At 40.1% G+C, this 18,038-nt stretch carries 12 protein-coding genes and 1 other annotated feature; all 12 genes read right to left on the bottom strand.

All coding sequences use genetic code 11. From position 1 onward, the window contains the following. Positions 1 to 60: 60 nt before the first annotated feature. The 12 genes from fusA to B5D25_RS09870 all read right to left on the bottom strand — a co-directional run bounded on the left by fusA (position 61) and on the right by B5D25_RS09870 (position 18,017). Positions 61 to 2,202, bottom strand: coding sequence for an elongation factor G (gene fusA / locus B5D25_RS09925; RefSeq protein ID WP_078787811.1), 2,142 nt, complete (start codon positions 2,200 to 2,202; stop codon positions 61 to 63). Positions 2,203 to 2,238: 36 nt separating this feature from the next. Continuing rightward, entirely contained in the window at positions 2,239 to 2,709 is a 471-nt protein-coding gene (rpsG, locus tag B5D25_RS09920) for a 30S ribosomal protein S7 (RefSeq protein ID WP_173472749.1), read from the bottom strand. A 136-nt stretch (positions 2,710 to 2,845) separates the two neighbouring features. Then, complete coding sequence (gene rpsL, locus B5D25_RS09915; RefSeq protein ID WP_078787810.1) at positions 2,846 to 3,265, bottom strand: 30S ribosomal protein S12; 420 nt, start codon at positions 3,263 to 3,265, stop codon at positions 2,846 to 2,848. Between the two features lie 103 nt (positions 3,266 to 3,368). After that, positions 3,369 to 7,283, bottom strand: a complete 3,915-nt coding sequence (gene rpoC, locus B5D25_RS09910) for a DNA-directed RNA polymerase subunit beta' (protein ID WP_242870235.1) — start codon at positions 7,281 to 7,283, stop codon at positions 3,369 to 3,371. A gap of 26 nt (positions 7,284 to 7,309) precedes the next feature. Beyond that, on the bottom strand, positions 7,310 to 11,149 hold the full coding sequence (rpoB, locus tag B5D25_RS09905; RefSeq protein ID WP_078787808.1) for a DNA-directed RNA polymerase subunit beta: 3,840 nt from the start codon (positions 11,147 to 11,149) through the stop codon (positions 7,310 to 7,312). Between the two features lie 225 nt (positions 11,150 to 11,374). Further along, positions 11,375 to 12,859, bottom strand: a complete 1,485-nt coding sequence (locus B5D25_RS09900) for a 4Fe-4S dicluster domain-containing protein (RefSeq protein WP_078787807.1) — start codon at positions 12,857 to 12,859, stop codon at positions 11,375 to 11,377. Positions 12,860 to 12,969: 110 nt separating this feature from the next. Continuing rightward, entirely contained in the window at positions 12,970 to 13,563 is a 594-nt protein-coding gene (locus tag B5D25_RS09895) for an ABC transporter ATP-binding protein (protein WP_078787806.1), read from the bottom strand. Next, on the bottom strand, positions 13,526 to 14,275 hold the full coding sequence (locus B5D25_RS09890; RefSeq protein WP_078787805.1) for an ABC transporter permease: 750 nt from the start codon (positions 14,273 to 14,275) through the stop codon (positions 13,526 to 13,528). The genes B5D25_RS09895 and B5D25_RS09890 overlap by 38 nt, the downstream gene beginning before the upstream one ends. Positions 14,276 to 14,405: 130 nt before the next feature. Further along, the gene (locus tag B5D25_RS09885; RefSeq protein ID WP_078787804.1) at positions 14,406 to 15,398 is read right to left on the bottom strand and encodes an ABC transporter substrate-binding protein; all 993 of its coding nucleotides are present in this window, start codon (positions 15,396 to 15,398) and stop codon (positions 14,406 to 14,408) included. 170 nt (positions 15,399 to 15,568) lie between these two features. Then, positions 15,569 to 15,940 carry a 50S ribosomal protein L7/L12 gene (gene rplL, locus B5D25_RS09880; protein WP_078787803.1) on the bottom strand — a complete coding sequence of 124 codons (372 nt, stop codon included), beginning with the start codon at positions 15,938 to 15,940 and terminating at the stop codon, positions 15,569 to 15,571. Positions 15,941 to 16,008: 68 nt separating this feature from the next. Beyond that, entirely contained in the window at positions 16,009 to 16,500 is a 492-nt protein-coding gene (gene rplJ, locus B5D25_RS09875) for a 50S ribosomal protein L10 (RefSeq protein WP_078787802.1), read from the bottom strand. A 38-nt stretch (positions 16,501 to 16,538) separates the two neighbouring features. Then, positions 16,539 to 16,691 (bottom strand) — a sequence feature (ribosomal protein L10 leader region). 66 nt (positions 16,692 to 16,757) lie between these two features. Next, positions 16,758 to 18,017 carry a hypothetical protein gene (locus tag B5D25_RS09870; RefSeq protein ID WP_143004543.1) on the bottom strand — a complete coding sequence of 420 codons (1,260 nt, stop codon included), beginning with the start codon at positions 18,015 to 18,017 and terminating at the stop codon, positions 16,758 to 16,760. Between the last annotated feature and the right edge of the window lie 21 nt (positions 18,018 to 18,038).

Below are 18,038 nucleotides of genomic sequence, written 5' to 3'. Positions count from 1 at the left end.
ATTAAAAAATCGAATAAGTTTCAAGATTTTTATTAATGTTTATTTAGATTTGTAATATAATTACTTCTTTGTGCTGAGGACCTTCTCCTGAACTGACTTTGGAGCTGGCTCATACTTATCAAAGAACATAGAATAGTTTCCACGTCCCTGTGTCTTAGAACGAAGGTCTGTTGAATAACCAAACATTTCTGCAAGTGGAACATAAGCCTTTACAAGCTTACCATTACCAACATCTTCCATTCCTTCAACACGTCCACGACGTGAGTTAAGATCACCAATAACATCACCCATGTAATCAGCAGGCATAGTTACTTCAACCTTCATTACAGGCTCAAGAAGTACAGGATTACCCTTCTGCATAGCTTCCTTAAACGCCATAGAACCAGCGATATGGAATGCCATTTCAGATGAGTCTACTTCATGGTATGATCCATCATAAACATTAGCATATACACCAAGTACTGGGAATCCGGCAAGAATACCAGCCTGAGCTGCTTCTTCGATACCCTCTCCGATAGCTGGGATGTATTCCTTAGGAATGTTACCACCAACTACTGAAGACTCGAACTTGAATGTCTCTTCACCGTTAGGATCCATAGGCTCAAACTTAACCTTACAGTGACCGTACTGACCACGACCACCTGACTGCTTAGCATACTTAGAGTCAACATCAACAGGCTTTGTAAATGTTTCCTTGTAAGCAACCTGAGGCGCACCAACGTTAGCCTCTACCTTGAATTCACGGAGAAGTCTGTCAACGATGATTTCAAGGTGAAGCTCACCCATACCAGCGATGATAGTCTGTCCTGTTTCATGATCTGTATGTGTTCTGAATGTAGGATCTTCTTCAGCAAGTTTCTGAAGAGCTGTTGCAAGCTTATCCTGACCGTCCTTTGTCTTTGGCTCGATAGCGAGCTCGATAACAGGCTCAGGGAATACCATTGACTCAAGGATAACTGGATGCTGCTCATCACAGATTGTATCACCTGTTGTAGTATTCTTAAGACCAACTACAGCAGCGATATCACCTGAGTAAACAGTCTCGATATCTGTACGGTCATTAGCGTGCATCTGAACGATACGTCCTACACGTTCCTTGTTGTCCTTAGTAGCGTTAAGTACATAAGAACCTTTATTTAATGTACCAGAGTAAACTCTGATGAATGCAAGTTTACCAACGAATGGGTCAGCTACAATCTTGAATGCAAGAGCAGCAAATGGTTCATCATCTGATGACTTCTTTGTGATCTCATTTCCATCAAGATCAACACCCTTGATATCAGGGATATCAATTGGTGATGGCATAAATTCGATAACAGCGTCGATAAGCTTCTGGATACCCTTGTTCTGATGTGCTGAACCGCAACATACTGGAACAACTCTAGTCTTCTCTCCTTCTGGAGTGTCGATAGCTGCACAAGTACCCTTACGAAGAGCTGCTTTAAGCTGATCGATTGTAGGAACTTCACCCTCAAGGTAAGCCATCATAAGGTCATCATCTAATTCGCAGCATGATTCAACGAGTTTCTCATGCCACTCTTCAGCGAGGTCCTTATAATCGTCACGGATATCAACGATAGAGATATCCTTACCTTCATGATCGTTGTAAAGATATTCCTTCATTTCGAAAAGATCGATGATTCCTTCAAAGAAATCTTCCTTTCCGATTGGAAGGTTTATAACAACTGGCTTCTTGCCAAGTCTTGTTTTGATTTCTTCTACTGTGTTATAGAAGTTTGCACCAAGGATATCCATTTTGTTAACAAATGCCATTCTTGGTACGTGATATGTATCAGCCTGACGCCATACATTCTCTGACTGTGGCTCAACACCACCCTTAGCATCGAATACACCGATTGCACCATCAAGTACACGGAGTGAACGCTCAACTTCTACTGTGAAGTCAACGTGACCCGGAGTATCGATGATGTTGATACGATGCTCAAGTGCGCCAGCCTTTGGCTTAGTCTGCTCCTGAAGTGTCCAGTGGCAGGTTGTCGCTGCTGATGTAATTGTGATACCTCTTTCCTGCTCCTGTTCCATCCAGTCCATAGTAGCAGTACCTTCATAGGTCTCACCGATTTTATGATTTACACCGGTATAGTAAAGAATTCTTTCTGTAAGAGTTGTCTTACCAGCATCAATATGTGCCATGATACCGATGTTACGAGTTCTCTCGAGTGGATATTCTCTTCCAGCCAAGGCTTTTTCCTCCTTTGTTCAAATATATAAATACAATTAGAATCTGTAATGAGCAAATGCCTTGTTTGCTTCTGCCATTCTGTGCATTTCTTCTTTTCTCTTAACTGATGCACCTGTGTTGTTTGATGCATCTATAAGTTCTGCAGCAAGTCTCTCTTCCATTGTCTTCTCTGTTCTCTGACGTGAGAAAGTTGTAATCCAACGGAGACCGAGAGCCTGTCTTCTGTCAGCTCTTACATCAATAGGTACCTGATATGTAGCACCACCGATACGTCTTGCCTTAACTTCGAGAAGTGGCATTACGTTATTCATAGCTGCTTCAAATACCTCAACAGGTTCCTTACCTGTCTGATCCTTAATACGGTCAAATGCACCGTAAACAATCTTCTGTGCAACACCCTTCTTACCATCTAACATAATGTTGTTGATAAGACGTGTAACAACCTTATTATTGTAAATAGGATCTGCTAAAACGTCTCTTTTTACGATATGTCCTTTACGTGGCACGGTTCTTCCCTCCTTAATAATTATTAATTCATTGGTACTCACATCCTCCAACGGGATGTGTTCGTGCTGTATATTAGCAAAGATAATGAAAATCATGCCAAACCAGCACTTAACAGAAATAAACTGTTAATATGGATTACTTAGCATCCTTAGGACGCTTAGCACCATACTTAGAACGTGCCTGACGTCTCTTAGCAACACCTGCTGTATCATTAGTACCACGGATAATGTGATATCTTGTACCAGGAAGGTCCTTTACTCTACCACCACGGATAAGAACAACGCTGTGCTCCTGAAGGTTGTGACCTTCACCAGGGATATAGCTTGTTACTTCGATTCCGTTTGAAAGACGTACTCTGGCGATCTTTCTAAGGGCTGAGTTAGGCTTCTTAGGTGTAGCTGTCTTAACTGCTGTACAAACACCTCTCTTCTGTGGAGAATCTGTGCTTATAGGCTTCTTCTTAAGAGAGTTAAAACCTCTAAGAAGGGCTGGTGCAGTAGACTTTTTAACAGCTGTCTGTCTTCCTTTTCTGACTAACTGGTTAAATGTTGGCATGTTTTCACCTCCAATTCTTTAAAATTCTGCATAATTTAAGGCATGCGATTTACGCATGCCTTAACATTATATAATCAGCATATATATGTGTCAAGAGATTTTTTTACTCTTCGTCACTGTTTACTGAATCATCTGCAGCTACATCATTTACATCTGCTGAATAGCTGTCAGCTGAAACTTCATCAGCATCATTGATGTATGAATCGTCATCTGCAAAAGAATCATCAACATCATTTATATATTCTGTATCAAGACTTACTGAACGGTAACGCTTCATACCTGTACCTGCAGGGATAAGTTTACCGATAAGTACATTTTCCTTAAGACCGATAAGTGGATCGACCTTACCCTTGATAGCAGCATCAGTAAGAACTCTTGTTGTCTCCTGGAATGAAGCTGCTGAAAGGAAGCTGCTTGTTGCAAGTGAAGCCTTTGTGATACCAAGAAGTACCTGTTTAGCTTCTACCGGTTTCTTACCTTCTTCAATAAGCTTTTCATTTATATCATTTACATCAAGTACATCTACAAGTGAGCCAGGAAGAAGTGTTGAATCTCCATTGTCTTCAACCCTTACCTTCTTAAGCATCTGACGAACGATGATCTCAATATGTTTATCGTTGATATCAACACCCTGGAGACGGTAAACCTTCTGAACTTCTCTGATCATGTAGTTCTGTACCGCATCAACACCCTTGATCTTAAGGATATCATGTGGGTTTACTGAACCTTCTGTAAGTTCATCACCGGCTTCGATATCCTGTCCGTCACGAACCTTAATACGTGATCCGTAAGGAATGAGATATGCCTTTGATTCTCCTGTCTCATCATTTGTGATGATAACCTCTTTCTTCTTGCCTTCCTTATAAGTAACCTTGCCGCCGAACTCTGCAATGATTGCAAGACCCTTTGGCTTACGAGCTTCGAAAAGCTCTTCGACTCTAGGAAGACCCTGTGTGATATCGCCACCGGCAACACCACCTGTATGGAATGTTCTCATGGTAAGCTGTGTACCAGGCTCACCGATTGACTGAGCAGCGATGATACCAACTGCTTCACCAACCTGTACTGCCTGTCCTGTTGCCATGTTAGCACCATAACATTTAGCACAAATACCAAGATGTGATTTACATGTAAGTATAGATCTGATCTTTAACTTAGCATCTCTTCTTGGAAGTCCTGTTTCAGGATCTGTGAATGGACGTCCATCATCAGGCTGAACACCATACTTCATGATGTTCTCAGCACGCTTAGGTGTGATCATATGATTCTTCTTAACGATCATATTTCCATCTTTATCGAAGACAGAAACAGCTGTATAACGTCCTGTAATTCTATCCTGGAAGCTTTCAACTATTTCATCAACACCTTCAACGAATGCCTGTACATAGATACCCGGCTTCTCATCCTGTCCCTCGCAGCAGTCTGTTTCACGGATGATAAGATCCTGAGAAACGTCTACGAGACGTCTTGTAAGGTAACCTGAATCGGCTGTACGAAGAGCTGTATCAGAAAGTCCCTTACGAGCACCGTGAGCAGAGATGAAGTACTCGAGTACGTCAAGACCTTCACGGAAGTTTGACTTGATAGGAAGTTCGATAGCCTTACCTGTTGTATCAGCCATAAGACCACGCATACCTGTAAGCTGCTTGATCTGCTGATCAGAACCACGGGCTCCGGAATCAGCCATCATGTAAATGTTGTTATATTTGTCAAGTCCGTCAAGGAGGGCTTTCTTAAGTGTAGTATCTGCACCGTCCCATACCTTGATGGTTGCGTTATATCTTTCTTCTTCAGTAAGGAATCCCTTGCTGAACATTACTGCGATGTAGTCAACGACATCCTGTGCCTCATTAAGGATATCAGGCTTAGAATCAGGAACAGTCATGTCTGCTACAGAAACTGTGATTCCACTAAGTGTAGAATACTTATATCCGATAGCCTTAACCTTATCAAGAACTTCAGCTGTCTTTGTAGCACCGTGTGTATTGATACACTTATCAAGGATCTTCTTAAGCTGCTTCTTTCCAACATGGAAATTAATTTCAGGAACAACGGCATTATCAGGGTTAGATCTGTCTACAAATCCAAGATCCTGAGGAATGATCTCGTTGAAGAGAAGTTTTCCAAGTGTTGTAGCAACCATCTTCTTGATCTTTGTTCCATCAGAAAGCTTAGCCTTTCTCTGAACATAAATCTTCTGCTGAAGAGTGATTTCCTTATTCTCATAAGCAAGAAGTGCATCATTAAGTCCCTTGTAGTAGTGACCTACAACATCATGAACCTTAGCAGTTATATCTTTATAAAATCTTGTCTTTTCTTTTGTTTCCTTCTTAATAACTCTGATTCTTACAATATCTGTAAGCTGAAGCTTCTTAGAAGGATCTTCGCTCTTAACAGCCTCGATAACGGCATCAACGTTTGCCTGCTCATCATCAAGAAGGAACTCTGCCTTGATCATGCTGTCATCAGCAGGTGTTTCCTTGAATCTATCATTTGTAAGATAGTAAATACCAAGTACCATATCCTGTGAAGGAACTGATACAACACCACCGTCTGATGGCTTAAGGAGGTTGTTAGGTGAAAGAAGAAGGAATCTACATTCTGCCTGAGCCTCAACAGAGAGTGGAAGGTGAACAGCCATCTGGTCACCATCGAAGTCGGCGTTGAACGCTGTACATACGAGTGGGTGAAGCTTAATAGCCTTACCTTCTACAAGGATAGGCTCAAATGCCTGAATACCAAGTCTGTGAAGTGTCGGGGCACGGTTAAGCATAACCGGATGCTCTTTAATGACATCTTCGAGAATATCCCAAACCTGTGGTTCGAGTCTCTCAACCATCTTCTTAGCTGCTTTAATATTATTTGCGATTCCCTTAGCTGTAAGCTCTTTCATTACGAATGGCTTGAATAATTCGATAGCCATTTCCTTAGGGAGACCACACTGATAAATCTTAAGTTCAGGTCCTACTACGATAACTGAACGTCCTGAGTAGTCAACACGCTTACCGAGAAGGTTCTGACGGAAACGTCCCTGCTTACCTTTAAGCATATCTGAAAGAGACTTAAGGGCTCTGTTTCCAGGTCCTGTTACAGGTCTTCCACGACGTCCGTTATCTATAAGTGCATCTACAGCTTCCTGGAGCATTCTCTTCTCGTTACGAACGATGATGTCAGGAGCAGAGAGCTCAAGAAGTCTTTTAAGTCTGTTATTTCTGTTAATGATTCTTCTGTAAAGATCATTAAGATCTGATGTTGCAAATCTACCACCATCGAGCTGAACCATTGGTCTGATGTCAGGTGGAATTACAGGTACAGCATCCATGATCATCCATTCAGGCTTGTTGTTTGAATTTCTGAATGCTTCAATAACTTCAAGCTTCTTGATGATCTTAGCTTTCTTCTGTCCTGTTGCTGTTTCAAGCTCTTCCTGAAGAGCGTCACCTTCAGCTTCAAGATCGATTGTAGAAAGCATTTCCTTTATAGCTTCCGCACCCATTCCGACACGGAACTTATAACCATACTCTTCTAACTTTGCCTTATATTCTGTCTCATTAAGTACATCCTTGTAGTGAAGATCTGTTTCACCCGGATCAAGAACAATATATGATGCAAAGTATAATACTCTTTCAAGTACTCTTGGTGAGAGATCAAGGAGAAGACCCATTCTACTAGGAATTCCCTTGAAATACCAAATGTGTGATACAGGGGCTGCAAGTTCGATATGCCCCATACGTTCACGACGTACAGAAGACTTTGTAACTTCTACACCACATCTGTCACAAACGATACCCTTATAACGAACCTTCTTGTACTTACCACAATGACATTCCCAGTCTTTGCTAGGTCCAAATATTCTTTCACAGAAAAGTCCGTCTTTTTCAGGCTTAAGTGTTCTATAGTTAATGGTCTCCGGCTTCTTTACCTCGCCATGTGACCATTCTCTGATCTTTTCAGGAGATGCAAGGCCAATTTTAATAGCATCAAAGTTAATAGGCTGTTCCTGCTCAGCATTTTCCATAATTGCCATCTAACTGTTCTCCTTCCTTAGTAGTTATCATCACTGTTATCATCTGAATAATCGTCTTCATAGTCATCAGAATAATCATCTGAGAAATCATCATCAAGGGATGTAAGCTCGCCTTCTTCATCAACACCACTATATCCTTGCGCCTCAAGATCTTCGCCGAACTTCTCATCTCCCTCAAGGAATTTACGAGTATTCTGATCATAATCTACTGATTCACCGAGTTCAATCTCTTCACCGTCTTCCTTAAGTACTCTTACATCAAGACCAAGTGACTGGAACTCTTTAAGAAGTACCTTGAATGACTCAGGAATACCTGGTTCAGGAATATTATCACCCTTAATGATTGCTTCGTATGTCTTAACACGTCCGGTAACGTCATCGGACTTAACTGTAAGGATCTCCTGAAGTGTATATGAAGCACCATATGCCTCAAGAGCCCAAACTTCCATTTCTCCGAAACGCTGTCCACCGAACTGAGCTTTACCACCGAGTGGCTGCTGTGTTACGAGTGAGTAAGGACCTGTTGAACGTGCATGGATCTTATCATCAACAAGGTGATGAAGTTTAAGATAATGCATGTAACCGATTGATACCGGTGATGGGAATTCCTCACCTGTACGTCCATCACGAAGTGTTACCTTACCTGTTTCATCGATAGGAACACCCTTCCACTCTTCTCTGTGATCTCTGTTGTCATAAAGATATTTCATAACTTCAGGATCAACGCTGTCTTTATATTTTGCTTCGAATTCTTCCCATTCTGTATTGGCATAATCATTTGCCATTACAAGGGTAGCTCTGATATCTTTTTCATTTGCGCCGTCGAAAATAGGTGTTGAAACCTTAAATCCGAGAACCTGTGCAGCAAGACCGAAGTGAAGCTCGAGCACCTGACCGATGTTCATACGGGAAGGAACGCCGAGTGGGTTAAGTACGATATCAAGAGGTCTACCGTTTGGAAGGAATGGCATATCCTCAACAGGAAGTACTCTTGAAACGACACCCTTGTTACCATGACGTCCGGCCATCTTATCACCTACAGAAATCTTTCTCTTCTGAGCGATGTAAACTCGAACTGATTTATTTACTCCAGGAGGAAGTTCATCACCATTCTCCCTTGTAAATACCTTTGTATCCATAACAACACCGTAAGCACCGTGTGGTACTCTGAGTGATGTATCTCTTACTTCTCTTGCCTTCTCACCAAAGATTGCACGAAGAAGTCTCTCTTCTGCTGTAAGCTCTGTCTCTCCCTTAGGAGTAACCTTACCTACAAGGATATCTCCGGCACGAACTTCGGCACCGATACGAATAATACCATTTTCATCAAGGTCCTTAAGTGCATCCTGAGAAAGACCTGCAAGGTCTCTTGTGATCTCTTCAGCACCAAGCTTTGTATCTCTTGATTCAACTTCGTATTCTTCTATATGAACAGATGTATAAACATCTTCCTTAACAAGCTTTTCTGAAAGAAGAACGGCATCCTCGTAGTTGTAACCTTCCCATGTCATGAATCCGATAAGAGGGTTCTTACCAAGAGCAAGTTCTCCGTTATATGTAGAAGCACCGTCAGCGATAACGTCTCCGGCCTTAACCTTCTCACCTGCAACAACGATTGGATGCTGGTTCATACAGTTACCCTGGTTACTTCTGGCGAATTTAATTACGTTATATTCATCTGTTGTTCCGTCATCAGCTCTTACAACGATCTTTTCGCTTGATGATAATTCAACAACACCATCACGCTTAGCTACTATACAAACACCTGAGTCTACAGCAGCCTTAGCTTCCATACCTGTACCGATAACCGGTGAATCAGTCTTAAGAAGAGGCACTGCCTGACGCTGCATGTTTGATCCCATGAGGGCACGGTTAGCATCGTCGTTCTGAAGGAAAGGAACCATTGATGTAGCTACTGAGAATACCATACGAGGTGATACGTCCATAAGGTCAATTTCACTCTTAGCAAACTCAGCTGTTTCCTCTCTGAAACGTCCTGCTACGTTATTTCTTACAAAGTGTCCTTCTTCATCAAGAGCTTCAGAAGCCTGAGCTACATGATAGTTATCTTCTTCATCAGCTGTAAGATATACAACTTCTTCAGTAACTATAGGATTCTCAGGGTTTGTCTTATCTACTACACGGTAAGGTGCTTCGATAAATCCATACTCATTTATTCTTGCGAATGTAGCAAGTGAGTTGATAAGACCGATGTTAGGTCCTTCAGGTGTCTCGATAGGACACATTCTTCCGTAATGTGTATAGTGAACATCTCGAACTTCGAATCCGGCTCTGTCTCGTGAAAGACCACCAGGTCCGAGAGCTGAAAGACGTCTCTTATGTGTAAGTTCTGACAGTGGGTTGTTCTGATCCATGAACTGTGAAAGCTGTGATGAACCGAAGAACTCCTTAACTGCAGCTGTAACAGGTTTAATATTTATAAGTGATTGAGGTGATACGCTTTCAATATCCTGAGTTGTCATACGTTCTCTTACAACTCTCTCGAGTCTTGAAAGTCCGATACGATACTGATTCTGAAGAAGTTCACCTACAGATCTGATACGTCTGTTTCCGAGGTGATCGATATCATCATCATTACCAACGCCATACTCAAGATGCATATTGTAGTTAATAGAAGCAAATATATCTTCTTTAGTAATATGCTTAGGAATAAGATCATTTATGCTATTCTCGATTGCTTCCTTAAGGTCTTCTGCGTCGTCATATTCCTCAAGAAGTCTCTTAAGAACAGGATAATATACATATTCATTGATACCAAGCTCAGCAGGATCAAAATCAACATACTCACGGATATCAACAGCCATATTTGAAAGAACCTTAACATTTCTTTCTTCTGTCTGTACGAATACGTAAGGAACTGCTGCGTTCTGGATAACTTCTGCAGATTCACGGTTAATAATCTCACCTGCAGCAAAAAGGAGCTCGCCTGTTGTTGGATCGATAACATCCTCTGCGAGAATGAAACCATCGATACGATTCTTAAGAGCAAGCTTTTTATTGAATTTATATCTACCAACCTTGGCAAGATCATATCTTCTTACATCAAAGAACATGCTGTTTACAAGGCTTTCAGCACTTTCTACAGCAAGAGGTTCGCCCGGTCTGATCTTCTTGTAAAGTTCAAGAAGTCCTTCTTCATAGCTTCTTGAAGGATCCTTCTCAAAGCTGGCGATAAGCTTTGGCTCTTCACCGAAAAGCTCAAGTATTTCCTCATTAGTTCCTACACCAAGTGAACGTATAAATACAGAAATAGGAACCTTTCTAGTTCTATCTACACGTACATAAAAAACATCATTGGAATCAGTTTCATACTCAAGCCATGCACCTCTGTTTGGAATAACCTGGCTGGAATATAAAGTCTTACCAATCTTATCATGACCGATTGAGAAGTAAATTCCAGGAGAACGTACTAACTGACTTACTATAACTCTCTCAGCACCATTGATGACGAAAGTACCCGTCTCTGTCATAAGAGGAAGGTCACCCATGAAAATCTCATGCTGGTTGATCTCTTCTGTCTCATGATTATGAAGACGTACATTTACTTTGAGTGGAGCTGCATATGTAGCATCTCTCTCCTTGCATTCTTCGATAGTGTACTTGATATCATCTTTGCACAACTGAAAATCGACAAACTCCAGACTCAACTGACCGGAAAAATCAGTGATCGGAGAAATATCGTCAAACGCTTCTCTTAACCCTTCGGTAAGGAACCATTCGTACGAACTAACCTGAACCTCGATAAGGTTAGGCATGTCAATAACTTCCTTCTTGTTGGAATAGCCCATTCTGGTACTTCTTCCGGACTTGATAGGATGCATTCTGTACTTATTCATCGACGCATTCACCCCTTGAAATATATTTTAAAATGAATGCATTTTCTAGGTTTTTTAACATAGAAAACGCAAGTATAGAGTGAAAAAGCGCACTTTTCACCCTACTGTCTAGGCTTAATGGGCTATAAACCCATATTAACCCATAATGACAGATAACGATTTTATCATCTTAAGTCAACAATGTCAACACTTTTTATTACTAATTTTTTTTATTCTACTATACTATTAACTATCCATATGACCATCTCTGTACATAGAAAACTTATCGATAGGATATTTTTTCAGATTCTCTATAATCTTACGTTTATCTGCTGCCGATAGTAGTTCTTCTCTGGCCTTGGTTATCTCATTTTCTGCCATATGCTTTGAAGGTCCTCCGACACAGCCTCCCGGACACATCATACCCTCGATGAAATCCTCCGGAAGTCTTCCTGCCTTAAGAAGCAGAAGTGCCTGTCTGCATTCCTGTCCACCTGCGCATTTTCTTAATTTTATGTCAGATGTGTCAACACCCATTTCCTGCATGCACTCAAGAACTGCATTTGCCACTCCGCCGGATGAAGCAAATCTCTTGCCCCAGACAGTTGCCTCCTGATACTCACCTTCCACAGGTGTAAGCTTCATATCCTTAGACCTGAGAAGCGCTCTGAATTCTCCGTACGTCATTACATAATCAGCATTGTCCGAAATCGACTCATCAGCTGCTTCTGCTTTCTTTGCGATACATGGTCCGATGAATACTGTTACGCATCCAGGATTAACAGCTTTAAGATATCTCGATACTGCACACATCGGAGATACAGTCGTTGATTTATTCTTCTCGAATTCCTCAGGGAATTGCTTCTTCAGCATATTTATAAATGCAGGACAGCAAGAAGTGGTCATCTTCTTTCCTTCTTCAAGGGCTTCAGCCCACTCTTTTGCTTCAAATGCAGCAGTCATATCAGCACCGAGCCCTACTTCAACCATATCAGCAAATCCCATTTTAATAAGAGCATTTTTGATTGAAGCCATGGTTATGTCATTTCCGAACTGTCCTTCTGTCGCAGGTGCACACATGGCAATAACTTTCTTGCCGGCCTTAATAGCTTTGATAACATCCACAAGATATGATTTTGATGAAATAGCGCCGAACGGGCACGAATGTATGCAATGACCGCACTGAACACATTTTTCTTCATCAATTATACAAAGACCGTCTTCATCATATGTAATAGCGCCTGTTGTACAGGATTTCTTACAAGGTCTTTCAAGATGGGCAATGGCATTGTACGGACATGCCGCAGCGCATTTTCCGCATTCTTTACATTTTGCAGGATCGATATAACTTCTGTTTCTTCCTATAGAAATCGCCCCGAAATGACATGAGTTAAGGCAAGCTTTTCCCATACACAATCTACAATTGTCCGTAACTATATATGATGCAATCGGACACTCGTCACATGCCGGATCAAGAACCTGTATGATATTCGAAGATGTCTTTTCTTTTTCGGCCGTCGGACATTTTCCCATAGCAAGACGTATCCTCTGACGAACCAATTCTCTTTCTTTATAAATGCAGCATCTGAATGTAGCTTTCGGTCCCGGAACAAGTTTATAAACCAACTCGTCGAAATAGTCATCCGAAAGTTCGTCATTCCATGCGAGTCTTGCAACTTCTTCTATGACCTTATGTTTAAAACTTACTATTCCTTCATCATTAGTAACCATGTCATTTCCTCCTGCATAAATGCAATTTATATTTATTGTTTTCAACAACTCGGGTTGTAGATTTCTTTATCATTTTTACACGACATGCGTTATGAATTTTCTTATCATCTCTATAACTGTAACTCAATAATGTCGCCGAAAATATCCGGCAGATCGTCATTATGACCCGTCATTATCAGTATGCCGTTTCCTGTTTTTTCTTTTATATATTCAGCTACCCTTTGAATATTATCTTTATCAAGACCGGTAAAAGGTTCATCAAGAATATATAAATCCCTTTCACTTATACATGCTCTTATGATGCTTATCCTTTTACGCATTCCGCCCGACATTTTACTTACAGTTTTCTTATCATCAAGTCCCGGAAGGATTCGTTCTATATCCGAAGCTATATCTTTATCTTTCACACCGGGATTTGCTATCTTTATATTTGTGAAAGCATTTATATCTTCACAAAGTCTGTCTTCCTGGAACGAAGCCCCGATTGAAATATCGCCTGCTTTATCACCATTTTCTTTAGAAAAAAAGAGCTCACCGGAATCATATTTTTCAAGCCCCATAATTATCCGAAGAAATGTCGTCTTGCCGGCTCCGGACTCTCCCTTAAGATAAAGTATCTTACCTGATCCAACCGTCTCTGACACATCCCTAAGAACCACTTTGTCATTATATATTTTCTTTATATTTTTTGCTGTCAGAACCATATAATAAACCTATCAGAAATTTAAACATTTTCTCAGATAAAGCTGCCACCAGAATTATTATCACAGTCCAGGCAAATAATCTGTCCGTCTCAAGAAAGATCTTTGAACGATACAGCCCATTTCCCATTGTTAAAACAGGCTGTCCTATCACTTCAGCTGCCGCCCCGCTTCTCCATCCCATTCCGACAGAGAGCATGAGTGCACTCTCGATGGACGTCCTCAGCCCAGGCATGTAAATATATCTTATCTTATTAAGCGGCTTCATTTTAAATACAGATGCCATTTCAACCATTTTTGCATCGATACCTTTAAGGCCTTGAAGCAGCGAAAGATAAATAATAGGAAATGTAACAAGAGCCGATATGATCATGGATATGCGACTGTTTCCACACCATAATAAAACTATTACAACAAAGCTGACCATCGGTATGGATCTTAGTACTTTGACAAAAGGATCCATCAAATCTTCAAATAAACCATACTTTGCAGAAATGCTCGATAATAGAGTTCCCAGCACTATTCCCATCAGAATCCCGCAAGTAATATTAAAAAATGAATTCCATACCGATCTGTAAAATCCCGTTTTGCCAAACATATTTATGATTGCTTTAACGGTTTCGTATGGTCCTGCCATAAGAATAGGATTATTAACCAGTAAAGATATTATCTCCCATATTGCTATCCAAAATATTATGATGAAAATTTTTTTCATAATTTATTTCAGCCTCAAATTTATAATGCTTATATCACGAATCATCTCCGCATATCATCCTGCCGGTGCAACATATCATTTCCGGTATATCATCCTGCCGGCGCAACATATCATTCCCGATATATAATTTTCATTTCGCGAAATAAAAATCTTCTTCAGGGAGCTTTCCTCCCACCGCCTCAGGTGAATTGTCATATAAGACCTTCAGATACTCGGAAAGATTTTTCTTCATTTCATCACCATCAATATATGTGATGTTACATTTAGAAATCGCCTCCTCAGCGATTGCCGCATTTTCAATTATACCTTTTTCCACAACAAGATCAGCCGATTTCTTTACATCACTAAGACTTTCCGTACTCTTCTTCTGTTCTTCCATGAATAAAAGAACCGCATCTTTATTGTCCTGGAGGAAATCTTTTCTCACAACAGTTACACCCGTCACAAAAGAATCATTACCGGATAATCTTTTCCACTCATCGGTTAAAGAAAATACTTCTTTAATTTTATCATTTTTCTTAATTGCAACCGTTGTAAAAGGCTGAGGAAGTATTGCTATACGCTTCGGATCTTCCATAAGAAGCGCTGCCGCTTCATTTGCCTCAGATACAAAAGTTATGTCGCATTTTTTAACACCGGATTTTTTCAAAAGATATCTAAATACAAACTCAGGAGTTGTGCCCTGTCCCATGGAAATAACATTTTTCCCTTCAAGATCATTTATGGACGATATACTCTCGTCACCCGTGACACAGTAAAGAACCCCAAGCGTATTTATATCAAGAACTTCAATATTATTGGTTTTATTATATAAAACAGAAGCTGCATTAGCGGGAACCAAAGCAACATCAAGTTCGCCGGAAACAAGCATGGAAGTTATCTCATCGGCCTGCCCTGATATTTTAAATGAATACTTTCCTTCGGTTTTACCTTCTTCCGAATCCTTCATAAGATTCACAAGTCCTATAGAAGTCGGCCCCTTTAGCGAACCTACTCTAACCTCAACATTACCGGTCTTTTTGTTATCGCCCTTATTATCACCGGTTTTTTTAGAATTTGAGCAGGCAGAAATACACATTATCAAAAGGCAAAGCAGAAATATAACCGAAATTTTTTTCTTCATTATTATCACTCTTCTTTCCAAATCAATATTTTTATTCTATATCTTCTAAATAATTTCTTCAAGTAAGTAAAGAGCAAAAATACTGTTTATTTTCAAAGAAAAAACGGGTATACATTCAATAAAGAATATATACCCGTGATAATTCAAATATGAATCTATATAAGGATCAATTACTTAAGAGTAACCTTAGCTCCTTCAGCTTCAAGCTTAGCCTTCATATCTTCAGCTTCTGCCTTATCAGCACCTTCCTTAAGTACCTTTGGAGCGCCTTCTACAGCTTCCTTAGCTTCCTTAAGTCCAAGACCTGTGATCTCACGAACAACCTTGATAACCTTAATCTTGTTTGCTCCAACATCTGTAAGCTCAACATCGAATGAATCCTTCTCTGCTGCTGCTCCGTCAGCTGCACCTGCACCTGCTGCTGCAACTACAACACCAGCTGCTGCTGAAACACCATACTTCTCTTCAATTGCCTTAACAAGATCATTTAATTCAAGAACTGATAACTTGTCAATCTCTGCTACTAATTCTTCAATAGTCATTTTTTTATCCTCCAAAATTGATTAATTTACTTGGGCCAAACCCATTACTGATACATAGGCTAAAATAATTAAGCCTCTGCTTTCTGCTCTGCAACCTGATTGATAACACGAGCAAGATTTGCGATAGGTGACTGTAAGCTTCCAAGAAGTCTTGAAAGAAGAGTCTCTCTTGATGGAATCTGAGCGATTACTTCAATACCCTTAGCATCATAGTATGTACCTTCAACAACACCTGACTTAAGATTAAGCTTATCAGCTGTCTTAGCAAATTCAGCTATAACTCTTGCTGGAGCTGTAGCATCATTCTTTGATACAACTATTGCTGTAGGTCCCTCAAGATCCTTAGAAAGGCTTTCGAACTCTGTACCTTCAATAGCACGCTTAATAAGTGTATTCTTGTATACTTTGTATGTAATCTCTTCTTTTCTGAGAGCTCTACGAAGATTTGTATCCTGCTCAACTGTAAGACCAAGATAATCAACAAGAACAACTGATGCTGCACCATCGATAGTAGCTTTAATCTCTTCAACGATAGGTGCCTTAAGTTCTACCTTTGCCATTTCACGCGTCCTCCTTATTAGAATAATAATGACTGCGCTTTAAAAAAAGAAAAACTTCCATACTATACCGTACGGAAGTTGAAATTCGTCATAATTAATAATAATCAAAAACGATTCTTTCCTCGGCAGGCGAGCCAAAACTCATTACGCCTCGCGGCACCCGCTGTCTACGGCAGTTCATCGTTTGCTAGATTAACATGTATGAAATACAATGTCAAGCTTTTTATTTGTGTTTTATTTTTCTCCGGACCTTATTGCTATTTCCACTCAATACTGTACGTACCTCTCTCAGGTGATATTAATCTAAGAGAAAGATAATCCACATACCATTTTTTATTGTATTTATAGACTATTACCACACTATTATTCTCATCGGCAGATTCATTATATTCTTGTACAGTTTCATATGGCATAACAGCTTTTGATGAAGTTTTAAATTTTTTCTCTTCTGAAATCACATTACCATATTTATTTCCGTTATAGCTCCACTCCACGTGCATTTCAACAACATATATATCGGATGGATCTATATCGATCTCATAATTATTAAGATTCTCTACCTCATTTTCAAAAATATTCTGTTTGGTGCTCATTCTCTGAGAACCTTTCACCGAAACACTTTTAATATCATTTAAACTTCCGATCCTTATAATGTCATATTTAACATCAAGGTCAAGCTTCTCACAAAAAAGCTCAGGATTCTTCAAAACTTCTTTGTAATCTTCTATATCATATGCTTTCTCAATATATTTATTCTGATTCAATCTATTCGCCATACCAATAGGAAATACTTCCGTCACTGATCTACCGGGATATTTATCATACGTTCTATACAGATTATTTTTTCTTCGAACTTTGTCACTTACAAAAGAATGTGACATCATATATTCATAATCGCATCTCTCCATGGCAGCAAAATATGCATTAAGCGCTTTTTCCTGCTCTGATTTAACTTTATGGTGAGACAGATAATACGATAAACCAACCACCAGAACAAAGACCGCAAGTAGCGCCGAAATAATTATCTTCTTGCGATTTTTCGAAAAAAAGGACTGTTTTTCCGGCTTTGCATTCAAATACGGATTTTCCTGAAAATATGGGTTTCCTTGCGTATACGGATTCCCTTGCATGTATGGATTCACCTGCTGATTCGGATTTCCTTGCATGTATGGATTCACCTGCTGATTCGGATTCATCGATTGATTCTGGCCGTTTCCCATATACAGATTCATCTGTTGATTCGGATTCACCTGCATATCCTGACCGTTTCCCATATATGGATTCATCTGCTGATCTTGATTCATCTGCATATTCTGACCGTTTCCCATATATGGATTCATCAGCTGATCTTGATTCATCTGCATATTCTGACCGTTTCCTATATACGGATTCATCTGCCGATTCGGATTCACCTGCATATCCTGACCGTTTCCCATGTATGGATTCATCTGTTGATTCGGATTCATCGGCTGATTCTGTCCGAAACTATTAATAATGTCGTTCCCCTGATTATTCATAAATTCTATACCACCTCAACT

The organism is Eubacterium ruminantium (assembly GCF_900167085.1).
GTDB classification, from domain to species: domain Bacteria; phylum Bacillota; class Clostridia; order Lachnospirales; family Lachnospiraceae; genus Eubacterium_Q; species Eubacterium_Q ruminantium.
Note: the sequence above shows the minus strand (reverse complement) of the source record. Positions and strands in the feature narration are given on the sequence as shown.

Coding starts and splice junctions, on each gene's coding strand:
- rplL (WP_078787803.1), bottom strand. CDS start 15,940: ATGACTATTGAAGAATTAGTAGCAGAGATTGACAAGTTATCAGTTCTT.
- B5D25_RS09900 (WP_078787807.1), bottom strand. CDS start 12,859: ATGGTTACTAATGATGAAGGAATAGTAAGTTTTAAACATAAGGTCATA.
- B5D25_RS09870 (WP_143004543.1), bottom strand. CDS start 18,017: ATGAATAATCAGGGGAACGACATTATTAATAGTTTCGGACAGAATCAG.
- B5D25_RS09890 (WP_078787805.1), bottom strand. CDS start 14,275: ATGAAAAAAATTTTCATCATAATATTTTGGATAGCAATATGGGAGATA.
- rpoC (WP_242870235.1), bottom strand. CDS start 7,283: ATGGAAAATGCTGAGCAGGAACAGCCTATTAACTTTGATGCTATTAAA.
- rpoB (WP_078787808.1), bottom strand. CDS start 11,149: ATGAATAAGTACAGAATGCATCCTATCAAGTCCGGAAGAAGTACCAGA.
- B5D25_RS09885 (WP_078787804.1), bottom strand. CDS start 15,398: ATGAAGAAAAAAATTTCGGTTATATTTCTGCTTTGCCTTTTGATAATG.
- B5D25_RS09895 (WP_078787806.1), bottom strand. CDS start 13,563: ATGGTTCTGACAGCAAAAAATATAAAGAAAATATATAATGACAAAGTG.
- rpsL (WP_078787810.1), bottom strand. CDS start 3,265: ATGCCAACATTTAACCAGTTAGTCAGAAAAGGAAGACAGACAGCTGTT.
- rplJ (WP_078787802.1), bottom strand. CDS start 16,500: ATGGCAAAGGTAGAACTTAAGGCACCTATCGTTGAAGAGATTAAAGCT.